This window comes from Enterobacter cloacae complex sp. IR5459, assembly GCF_049238005.1.
Lineage (GTDB): Bacteria > Pseudomonadota > Gammaproteobacteria > Enterobacterales > Enterobacteriaceae > Enterobacter > Enterobacter hormaechei_C.
This window is the reverse complement of the sequence record NZ_JBMKIG010000046.1, coordinates 1-2,994: the sequence shown is the minus strand read 5'-3', so window position 1 is coordinate 2,994 and position 2,994 is coordinate 1. Positions and strand designations below refer to the sequence as shown.

General features: G+C 53.2%; 2 protein-coding genes. Both read right to left on the bottom strand.

All coding sequences use genetic code 11. The features are described from left to right. Window positions 1–14: 14 nt before the first annotated feature. Window positions 15–980, bottom strand: a complete 966-nt coding sequence (locus ACOTX4_RS25715; RefSeq protein ID WP_047653427.1) for a DUF6453 family protein — start codon at window positions 978–980, stop codon at window positions 15–17. A 1-nt stretch (window position 981) separates the two neighbouring features. After that, on the bottom strand, window positions 982–2,994 hold a 2,013-nt coding region (locus tag ACOTX4_RS25710; RefSeq protein ID WP_421635507.1), incomplete at its 5' end, for a phage tail tip fiber protein.

Here is a 2,994-nt window from a genome sequence, read left to right as displayed (position 1 = left end):
AAAAGACAGTTTATTCAGACGTACATATCGGGGAGAACGGGAAGGTTCAGTGGCGTTACCGTGTCATTACCAAAAATTGCATACCGCTCGCGCCCCAGATATTTCCCACCCTGAACTGAAGCACTGCCGTTCTGTATTTTTATTCCGAACATTCGATACACGTACATGCCATTAACTTCGTGAGCCATCAGCCCAAACCTACCCAGCGGAACATACCCGCTGCCGATGCTCACGGCATTTTTTGAAGGCGTCCAGAGCTGGTTGAGGTAGACGAAAGGCCGCTTTGTCGTTGAAAACGTGCAGGCCCCGGCTGCATTGAAGATGTTTAGCCCCGTTCCCGGCTGCGGCGTCACACCACTGGCGAATATGACGATATCAATCGTGCCGGTTGTCGGAGCGTCATCGTTGGTGGATGGAGGGCTGAAGAACCTGACCGTGTTGCCATCGAAATCGACTGTGTTACCGCTATTGCAGCGCCCAAAGACGATATATTTGGACTTGTCGTATCCCGCTATTGTGGGAACTGCCCAGCCGCCAGTGGGGACATTGACGGTCCCCTTCCAGATACACTGCCCTGACTGCGTGGCATTGGTAATCGCCAGGAAGTCAGTACTGTCATCAATAAGCAGGCCTTCTCCTTTACGCTGGCCAGGAGGAAATATCTGCCAGAGGCTTCCGGGGAACGTGTACGTACTCTCACGCTCACTGATACTTACATCCTTCATCGTGGAGTTCTGCGTCACGCGGCCACCGGATATGGTGACCGAGTTCATTTTATGAAGCAGCCCTGAATCAAGGTAAGCCGTCGCGTGAGGGATAAACAGCACCTGCGCCCCGGAAACATAACCGGCAACATCAGCGTACTTGGCTTTCTGGTAGCCACTGTCAAAGTTGGCCCCAAACGACGGGCATCGCAGGCCCGCAGTTATCTCCATGCGCTTTCCGCCGTCATTTGGTTCTATCAGTAGTCCTGTCGGCATTTTATGTCCACGTCCCCAGTACGATGCGGCCGCCACCCGGAATATTAATGGTTACGCCATTACCATTAATCACCGTTGTGTTGCCGGAGCCATTGAAAGAAAAATTACCGTTTGTGGCGTAAATCGAGCCGCGAACGGTCACGTTGTTAAACGTCGCGTAGCCAGATTTGTTGATGTGCCAGCCAACGTTCCCGGTGCCGTCCCAGGTTGAAGATTGGATATAGCTGCCGATTTTGGCGTTTCCAATCGTCCCGTCTCCAATGACCGTGTCCCGGATTATGGTCTGCCCGTTCTGGATAACGAACGGAAGCGTAACGGTCGCTCCTGCCTGGTGAGTAACGGCGAAGCGGTCAGCCAGGAAGATAACCTGCGACTGCATGCCTGACGGCGTATTCTCCACGCCGATCCCCATCCCTGCCGCGTAATACTGACCATTGCTGGATAACCCGACCTTGATACTGTACATCGCCTTCAGGTCCCCGTTAACGTTCGCGATGGCCTGAGCGTTAGTAGTAATGGCTGAAGTGTGCCCGTTGATGGTCGCCGTAATGCCGTTTATCTGCGTGGCTGTGGCCTGCTGGTAATCGGAGAACGTCTGGTTCAGGCTGTTGATGGATGCTTTATTGCCGTTCACGTCAGCCTGCAAGCTCAGCAGCGAACGTGCTGTTGCCTCCCTGTCGCTTGCCATGACGTTATCAATACGATCGATGCCGGCCTTGCTGTCACCGTACTGCGCGCTGAGTCTCACCCGCTGATCAACCTGCGCCAGCGTACTCGTTATTAGCGCGATAGCGTTATTCTGGATGCCGCCGCTGGCAGTATCGGTTCTTGCTCCCAGCTCCTCCAGGCGGGATGCCATTGATGAAGTCGTGTCGGTGACAACCTGTCGCAACGTGGTGATATCAGCAGTGTTTTGTGAGCTGGCTTGCTCGGCCGCATCTGCCTTACCTGATGCAGCGTCAGCTTTACTCGAAGCCGAATCAGCTTTATCAGAAATGACCTGAGTACTCGCAGTAAGCTGGTCGACAGCTGTCGCCCTCGCCTGCGTTTCATCTGACAGAGCCTGCCTTACCTCGGTAATTCCCGCCTGGTTCTGCTCAGTTTTTGCCTCAAGACGAGTAACATCCGTGACGCGAGCCTCCGTCTCAGTGGCGATCACCTCCCGGAGCTGTTCGAAGGTCGCAGAGTTAGCGCCCTGTTGGGCTGTCTGGCGCACGACAACATCGGCAATAGCCAGCGCGTTTCCGATGATTGCTTCAGCGGTCTGCTTGTTCGAGCCAACCGCAGCAGCAAGGCCGTCTGCGTTCTCTTTGATTGCATCAGCCAGTTCTGCGAACTTTTCACTGCTCTCCACCGCGTTCTCGATCATGTCTTTGAACGTATCAGTCTCTTTAATCTCCTCCAGGATTGCATCGGTGATATCACTGAAGTCGTCCGTTGGTTTTCCAGAAGCCTCTACAAATCCTGAAACGCCAAATGCATTACGAGTTCGAACATAAACGTAATAAACATGGTCAAACTTAAGTTTTTGGATGGTCCACTGATTGCCACGGCCAAGGAATTGAGCTTTATTCTCAATGTCGTCGGACAATGGAATCGGAGTCTCACCTGCGTACCAAAATTCAAAAGAAGTATCAGATGTGGCAGTAACAGACATGACCGGAACTAAAGTGGCCTGAAGTGGGCCAGGTACCCACTGAACGGAGTTAGGAGCCTTTGGCGCGCCTATAATAAGACTCACCTGAGTTTCGGCGCCTTTCATCCCGTTTTCATTGCGCCCACGAACGCCGAGCGTGTAGCTACCGGCAGCAAGGCCGTAAAACTCATACCGGAACTGGTCAGTTTCGTACTGAGATACCAGCTTCCCATCAGCACTGTAGATGTACAGCTCAAACACCAGCTTTTTAGTAGTGGTTGCTGTCTCCCACGTTGCTGTAACCTGGACGGTCTCGGTGTTTGTGTTCAGGATTCGCAGGTTTTCCACGTTAGGCACGCGGTAGCCGTTCAGCGTATC